Consider the following 7,280-nt stretch of genomic DNA (forward strand, 5'->3'; position numbering starts at 1 on the left):
CCGCGGCCTCGGCCAGATCGGTCTCGGGGCGCGCTCCGAGACCGACGACGACCAGGTCCGCCTCCAGCACCGTTCCGTCGTCGAGGCGGACCAGGCGGGCCGGGCCCCCGCCGTCACCGGCCGTGACGTCGACGCACCTCGTGCCGGTGAGTACACGGACCCCGTGTTCCCGGTGCAGGCGGGCGACCGCCTCCGAGGTCACCGGCGTGCACACCCGCCCCAGGACCCGGGGGCCGGCCTCGACCACCGTGGTCGAGCAGCCTCCGCCACGGGCGGCCGCCGCGCCCTCCAGCCCGACGAAGCCGCCCCCGACCACCACGACGCGCCCGCCGCGCAGGAGCGGTCGCAGTGGGGCGCCGTCGGCGACCGTGTGGACGGTGTGCACGAGTCCGGGCCGCCTCGCCCACCGCCGGGGGACCAGCGGGCGGGAGCCGGTGGCCAGCACGAGGTGGCGGTAGGGCACCGTCGCTCCCCCCTCCACCGTCACCGTCCGCCTGGCGCGGTCGACCCCGCTGACCCGGGCCGAGACACGGACCTCCACGCCCTGTTCGGCGAGCCGGTCGGGAGCGTGCATCGCCAACCGGGCGGCCAGGTCCGCCTCCGAGGCGGCGGGGTCCATGGCTCCGGTGAGCGCGTCCTTGGTCAGTGGCGGGCGCTCGTAGGGGGCGTGGGGCTCGGCCCCGAGCACCGTGACCCGGTGCGCCTGGCCCAGCCGGTGCATCGACGCCACCAGGTGCCCGGCGGCCATCCCTCCTCCGACCACGACGACGTCGCCTGGGGTGTGCATCGAGACCCTCCTCGTCTCCACGGGAACGCGGATGTGTCGGCCCGCTCCCTTGACCGGAATTTTTGTTGAGTATACGCTCAGCGAGCAATCACTCAATGAGTGTTCACTCAACATATTCTCCGAACACAGGGGGCATCGATGGCGACGAGCCGACAGCAGGCGGCCGCGGAGCGGCGCCGACACATCCGCGATGTGGCGTTGCGGCTGTTCGCGCGGTACGGGTTCGCGGCGACCACCACCAAGCTCATCGCGAAGGAGGCCGGAGTGGCGGAGGGACTGCTCTTCCACTACTTCGGGAACAAGGTGGAGCTGCTCCGCGCGATCGCGGACTCCCCCGAACTGGACCGGGCGGCCGTCACCGGCGCGTTGCGCGCCTGCGGCCCCGCCAGCCCGGGCGAGGGGGTCCGCGCCTTCGGCACCGCGCTTCTGGCCCACCTTCGCGAGCACTCCGACCTCATGGCGGTCCTGGCCGCCGAGGGCCAGATCGACGGTGAGCTGGCCGGTCTGTTCTGGGAGCTGGTCGGAGAGTTCCGAACGGAGTTGGCGCTCTGGCTCGCCGACGCCGTCGACCACGGATCCGTGGCCCACGACGCGCCCGTGGAGGCGGCGGCCTCGGCGGTGACCTCCTCCCTGTCGTTCTTCTTCCTCGAACACCGAGGCGACGACGAGCGGTGGGACCGCCTGGCCGAGCAGCACGTCAGCGGCCTCGCCGCGCTCATCGTCGACGGGATCACCCCGCGCGGCGGACGAGGGGAGTGATCCCGGTGACCGAACGGATCAGCGAACCGCACTGGCTGCCGGTCGGAACCCGCGAGGACGTCGCGGACGCGGGCGCGGTCCGCGTTCCGGGACCCGACGGGCCGATCGCCGTCTTCGACACCCCGGACGGACTGTTCGCCCTGGGTGACACGTGTACGCACGGCCAGGCCTCGCTGTCCGAGGGCTGGGTCGAGGACGGAACCGTCGAGTGCCCCGCCCACCTGGCCGTGTTCTCGATGCGCACCGGCCAGGTGCGGTCCGGCCCCGCCAGCGCGTCCGCCACCACCTACCGCGTCGAGGTGCGCGGAGACACCGTCGGCGTCGTGATCGACGGCTCCGAGCCGGCACGTCCCGACGAACGACCCCCGAACCGCGGCTGACCACCACACCGAGAACACGACGATCGGAGCGAACATGAGCACAGCACCCGCCACCGGCCGGTCGGCCGCGCCCGGGGAGCTGATCGACCTCGACACGGGCACCCTGCACCGCGAGGTCTTCGAGTCCGAACCCCTCCTGCGCACGGAGCTGGCCACGGTCTTCACCCGCAGCTGGCTGTTCCTGGGGCACGAGTCCCGGCTGCGCCGCCCCGGTGACTTCTTCACGGCCGTCATGGGCCAGGACCACGTCATCGTCACGCGCGGCCGGGACGGGCGGATCCGCGCCCTCCTCAACGTGTGCCGCCACCGGGGCATGCGCGTGTGCCGCGCCGACTCGGGGTCGACCCCACGGTTCACCTGCTCCTACCACGGCTGGTCCTACGACGGCACGGGCGCGCTGGTCGAGGTGCCCAACCACGACGACGGCTACGAGGGACGCCTGCCCCTGGACCGCTGGGGCCTGGTCCCGGTCACCCGGGTGGAGTCCTACCGCGGATTCGTCTTCGGCTGCTGGGACGCACAGGCACCCTCGCTACACGACTACCTCGACGCCTACCGGGGCGTCCTGGACTGGGCCGCGGACGGCCTCGACCAGCCAGAACTGGTCGGCCCCATCAAGTGGCGGCTCCAGGGCAACTGGAAGCTGGCCGCCGAACAGTTCGCCAACGACACCTACCACCCGCAGACCGCCCACCTGTCCGCCACCTCGCTGCTCGACGTCAACATGCCCACCGAGGGCCGGGAGCTGGGCAGCCGCTACGGCCACGGGTGGACGATCATCCTGCCCGAGGACCCCAACTACACCGCCTTCACCTTCGGGCGCTCCCCCGAGGACGCGGCGCCCGGACACCAGGCACTCATCCACGGCACCGTCTTCCCCAACTTCTCCATGCTCGCGGACCGCGTCCTGCGTGTGTGGCACCCCCGGTCCGTCGACGACATGGAGATCTGGTCCTGGGTGATGGTGGACTCGGGCTGGTCGGCCGAACAGCGCCGACAGGCGATGCGGATGGCCACGCTCACCTTCTCCAGCACCGGCATCGTCGAGACCGACGACAGCGAGAACTGGTCGGAGATCCAGGCGGTGGCCGGCGGCCACGTCACCGGGCGCACCGCGCTCAACTACCAGATGGGGTTGGGCACCACCACGACCGGCGACCCGGCCGTACCCGGGTTCACCGGCGACGTCGGCCACATCCTCAACGACGTCGGCGCCCGGGCCTTCTACCGGCGGTGGCTCGAACTCATGGAGGGCCCCGCCCCGGAACTGCCCCAGACCGCCCCCGCCCCCATGCCCGCCCCGGACCGGCGCTGACGCCGCGTCCGCGGACCGAGAGGAGCCCCGATGACGACCACGATCTCCACGCAGTCCTTCCGGCCCCGGCCTCCCGAGGCCGGTCCCGTGGAACGGCCGATCCCCGTCGACGCCGACGAGCAGCGCGAGATCGAGCAGTTCCTGTACTTCGAGGCCCAACTGCTGGACGAGGCACGCTACTCCGACTGGCTGGACCTGCTCGCCGAGGAGGTCAGCTACCGGATGCCCTCCCGGGGCAACCGGATGCACCGCGACCTGGCCGGTGAGGCGAGCGGCCCCGGGGATCTGGGCCACTACGACGAGGACCTGGCCACCCTGCGCCTGCGGGCGGCACGGGTGCAGCAGACGGTCGCCTGGTCGGACAACCCCCCGCCGAGGGTCGTGCGCGCGGTGACCAACGTCCAGGCCACGCGGCGGCCCGAGCTCGGTGACGGCGTCTTCGCGGTCCGCAGCGTCGTGGACGCCCACCGCAACCGGCTCGCCGACGACACCGACCGCTTCACCGGGTTCCGAGCCGACGTCCTGCGCCGGGGCCCCGACGGACTGTTGCTGGCGGAGCGGACCGTCTACCTCGCCGACAGCGTGCTCCTGGCCAAGAACGCGTCGCTGTTCCTCTGAGGGGAGGGAGTGGCCATGCCCCTGGCCGTGACGGTCCTGTCGGCGGTGCTGGCGGTCGCGTTCACCGTGACGGGCGGCGCGAAGGCGGTCGGTTCGCGAAGGCTGCTCGACCGGGTCTCCTACCTGCCGGTGGGGGCGGGCGTCCTGCGCGCGGCGGGGCTGGTGGAGGTCGCGGCCGCGGTGGGCCTGCTCGCCGGTCTCCGGATGCCCCCCGTCGGTCTGGCCGCCGCCGCGGTGCTCACCGCGCAGTCGGCACTCGCCGTCGCCGTGCACGCGTGGGCGCGGCGGGAACGCGAGTCCCCGGTCGCGGCCGCGGTGAGGATTCCGGCCACCTACACGGGAGCGCTCGTCCTGCTGCTGGCCTGTCTGCACGTGTGGGCCTGACCAACGGCACGACGGCCCCGTCCGTGCCCCTTCCGGGGGCGCGGGCGGGGAGCCCGTCCGCCTGTCGGTGTCGGTCGGCCCGTGAAGCCGGACTCACCGGACTTCATCGCCCAAGCCCGGAGTGACGTCCGGGACGGCCGGGTCCCGCACGGGTACGCCTTCCCGTCGGTCAGGCGAAGGTGTAGGGGGTCAGGTACTCGGGGACGACGACGCGCGATCCGGGTGAGACGCGCCGGACCACGGCGGTGAAGTCCGCGACGCTCATGCCCGTTCCCGTTCCGTCGACCGGCGGGTTGGTCAGCTCGCGCTCGAAGTGGTCCCAGTGCACGGGGACCACGGTGCCGGGACGGTCCAGGGCCTCGATCAGTCGGGGCACGTAGTCGTGGGTGCTGGAGGTGGAGGGCAGGGCGACCATGGCCACGTCCGGGGACAGTCCGGTGACCGCGCGTTCGTCGAAGTCGCTGGCGCCCATGAAGAAGGCGGAGGGGCCCGAGGCGGGGGTCAGGTGGAAGGCGAGGGTGTCGCCCTCGGGCAGGTCGGCGATGGTGGCCGGGGTGTCCGGGACACCGACGCGGATGCCGGGGAAGAGGACGGAGTGGCGACTGTTTCTGCTGTGCAGTGAGCGCACCACCTCCACGACGTCGCCGCCGAAGTCGAGCACCTCCCCGCCGCGCACCGGGGAGAGCTGTGCGGCGGGCACACCCATCGCCTGGGCGACGTGGTAGGTGGTGAGGGTGCCCAGGACGCGGGCTCCGGTGGCGGTGGCGATGTGCGGGACGTCCGAGAAGTGGTCCCAGTGGGTGTGGCTGACCAGGATGAGCCCGTCCTCGCCGATGTCGGCGGTGTGCTCGTCCACGGCGGCGCTGTCGACCGTGAGGGGGGTGGCGGGGTCGAAGCCGCGGCCCTCCTGGAAGATTCCGGTCGCGAAGCGGGTGAGGTAGGGGTCCACCAGGAGGGTGCGTTCGGGTAGGTCGACGCGCCACCCGCTGGTGCCCAGCCAGCGGAAGACGGGGCCGGGGCCGGAGTCCGACGGGGGTCGTGCGGCGGCCGCGGTGGTCCCGGCGGCCGCGTGGGCGGCGCCCTGTCCCGCGAGCAGGGGCGCCAGTGCGCCGCCCGCGACGGTGCCGCTCAGGAATCCGCGTCGTCCGATCGTCATGCCGTCTCCTCGTCCTTGGGCGTGGTCGGCCGTGGTCGGCCGAACGGCGCACATTCGAGCACGGGCTCTGATCAGGCGTCCAATAACCGGGAGGTGCGCGGTGACGGGCGTTCGCCTATCGGTCCAGGTCAACCGGGCGGGGTGGGGCGGCTCAGGCGCGCAGGCGGTCGACGGCCCCCCGTGCGGCCCGGCCGAGCGCGAGGTCGGTCTCCAGGGGCGCGAGGCCGGGGTCGGTGACGGTGGCGGACACGGCCACCGCGTAGCGCCCTCCGTCGGGGTACTCGACCACGCCCGCCTCCTGGCGCAGCCCGGGCAGGGTGCCGGACTTGGCGCTGACGCGGACGGAGGGCGGGAAGCCCGAGGCGATGCGGGCGCGGACGAGTTGACGGGCCATGAGGGCGCGGACGAAGGCGCAGGCGTCGGGCGGGGCGGCCCGGTCGGTCCAGATCAGGCTCAGCAGGAGGGTGAGGTCGCGCATGGAACCGGAGGTGGCGCGGGTGGGATCGTAGGCGCGCGGCGCGCGGAGGGAGTCGGGGTCGTCCGCGAGGAGGGTGTGCAGGAGGTCACGGGGGCCGCCGGTGAAGCTGGTGCGCGTGAGCTCGAGTTCGGTGGCCAGCAACTGGACGGGTTCCACTCCGACACGGTCGACGATGAGGTCGGCGGCGGTGTTGTCGCTGATGGTCATGGCCAGGAAGGCGCAGTCGCGCAGGGAGAGTTCGACGTCGTCGGCGAAGTCGGCGGTGCCGGTGCCGCCGAGGCGGTGCTCGCGGCGCGCCACGACGCGTTCGGCGGGGTCGAGGCGTCCGGTGGCGGCCTGGCGGGCGAACTCCAAGGTGATGAGGATCTTGGCGACCGAGGCGAGCACGACGGGTTCGTCGGCTCGGTCGGCCACCTGCGCTGTGCCGTCGATCTCCCGGGCGTGCACGCGGGGTGTCGGTGTGTCGGTGGTGGTCACCGAAGTCACGGTAGCCGGGTGCGGCGCCGGCGCGGATAGGGTCGCGGTCGTGGATCTTGGACGACATCTGCGGTACTTCCTGGTGGTCGCGCGGGAGGGGCATTTCGGGGACGCGGCCGCGGAGCTGGGGATCGCCCAGCCCGCGCTCAGTCAGTCGGTGCGGCGGTTGGAGGCGGAGCTGGGGGTGACCCTGTTCGACCGGTCGCGCCGCCGGGTGCGGTTGACTGCCGCCGGGCGGCTGCTGGTGGACCAGGCGCGTGAGGTGGTCGCGGGCGAGGCGCGGCTTCGGGAGACGATGCGGCGGGTGCGCGACGGCGAGGTGGCAACACTGCGCGTGGGCGTACCGCCGGGGACGCCGGCGGTGGCGCTGCGGGGGCTGTTGGACGGGATGGCCGGGCAGGCGCCCGGCCTGGACGTGAACGTGGGCGCGATGACCGGCGCCGAGCTGGTGCGGGCGTTGGGTGAGGGGTCGGTCGACACGGGGTTGGTGACGGCGCCGTTCGACGGTTCGGGACTGGTGAGCGAGCCGGTGCACCGGGTGGAGGTGGGAGCGGTCGTGCCGCGCGGTGCCCCGCGGGCCCGTGCCGGGCGGGTGGATCTGGCGGACCTGGCCGGCGAGGATCTGGTGGTGGCGCCGCGACGGGAGGCACCGGAGTGGTTCGAGCGGGTGTTGGCGGTGTGCCGCGAGCACGGGTGGGTGCCGCCGAGGGTGCACGAGGCCGAGGGCGCGGAGTTCCTGTCGGGACTGGTGCTGGCGGGTCGGGGAACAGCGCTGGCGACGGAGTCGACGGCGGTCAGGGAGCCGCGGCTGGCGTGGCGTCCCCTGGTGGGGGCGCCGCTGCACCAGCGCACGGAGGCGGTGCGGCCCGCGCGGGGCGCGCACCCGGGGGCGTCGGTGTTCGCCGGGGTGGCGGCTCGGGGGCGGG

The 7,280-nt window shown here is 73.5% G+C and carries 9 protein-coding genes; 6 read left to right on the forward strand and 3 right to left on the reverse strand.

The genetic code is table 11. From position 1 onward, the window contains the following. A partial coding sequence (locus tag D471_RS0105400) for an FAD-dependent oxidoreductase (RefSeq protein WP_017597684.1) occupies positions 1-787 on the reverse strand: 787 nt, incomplete at its 3' end. Between the two features lie 138 nt (positions 788-925). On the opposite strand from D471_RS0105400, the gene D471_RS37525 reads away from it, so the two are divergent. From D471_RS37525 to D471_RS33140, 5 genes are read left to right on the forward strand one after another with little or no spacing between them, the layout of a single operon-like run. Beyond that, positions 926-1,546: a TetR/AcrR family transcriptional regulator gene (locus D471_RS37525; protein ID WP_083924112.1), complete on the forward strand. Its 621-nt coding sequence runs from the start codon at positions 926-928 to the stop codon at positions 1,544-1,546. A gap of 5 nt (positions 1,547-1,551) precedes the next feature. Continuing rightward, positions 1,552-1,926 (forward strand): non-heme iron oxygenase ferredoxin subunit, encoded by a 375-nt coding sequence (locus D471_RS33130; RefSeq protein WP_040688467.1) that lies wholly within the window; start codon positions 1,552-1,554, stop codon positions 1,924-1,926. Positions 1,927-1,960: 34 nt separating this feature from the next. Beyond that, positions 1,961-3,241: an aromatic ring-hydroxylating oxygenase subunit alpha gene (locus D471_RS33135; protein ID WP_017597687.1), complete on the forward strand. Its 1,281-nt coding sequence runs from the start codon at positions 1,961-1,963 to the stop codon at positions 3,239-3,241. A 30-nt stretch (positions 3,242-3,271) separates the two neighbouring features. Continuing rightward, the gene (locus D471_RS0105420; RefSeq protein WP_017597688.1) at positions 3,272-3,859 is read left to right on the forward strand and encodes a 3-phenylpropionate/cinnamic acid dioxygenase subunit beta; all 588 of its coding nucleotides are present in this window, start codon (positions 3,272-3,274) and stop codon (positions 3,857-3,859) included. Between the two features lie 15 nt (positions 3,860-3,874). Further along, a complete protein-coding gene (locus D471_RS33140; protein WP_017597689.1) occupies positions 3,875-4,243 on the forward strand; it encodes a DoxX family protein in 369 nt (122 codons plus the stop codon). A gap of 169 nt (positions 4,244-4,412) precedes the next feature. Here D471_RS33140 and D471_RS0105430 read toward each other — a convergent pair whose 3' ends face one another. Beyond that, entirely contained in the window at positions 4,413-5,399 is a 987-nt protein-coding gene (locus D471_RS0105430; protein ID WP_017597690.1) for an MBL fold metallo-hydrolase, read from the reverse strand. 151 nt (positions 5,400-5,550) lie between these two features. Further along, positions 5,551-6,354, reverse strand: coding sequence for a serine hydrolase (locus D471_RS0105435; protein WP_017597691.1), 804 nt, complete (start codon positions 6,352-6,354; stop codon positions 5,551-5,553). Positions 6,355-6,403: 49 nt separating this feature from the next. Between D471_RS0105435 and D471_RS0105440 the strand changes: the two genes are divergently transcribed. Then, a partial coding sequence (locus tag D471_RS0105440; protein WP_026127439.1) for a LysR family transcriptional regulator occupies positions 6,404-7,280 on the forward strand: 877 nt, incomplete at its 3' end.

The organism is Nocardiopsis lucentensis DSM 44048 (assembly GCF_000341125.1).
Taxonomy (GTDB): domain Bacteria; phylum Actinomycetota; class Actinomycetes; order Streptosporangiales; family Streptosporangiaceae; genus Nocardiopsis; species Nocardiopsis lucentensis.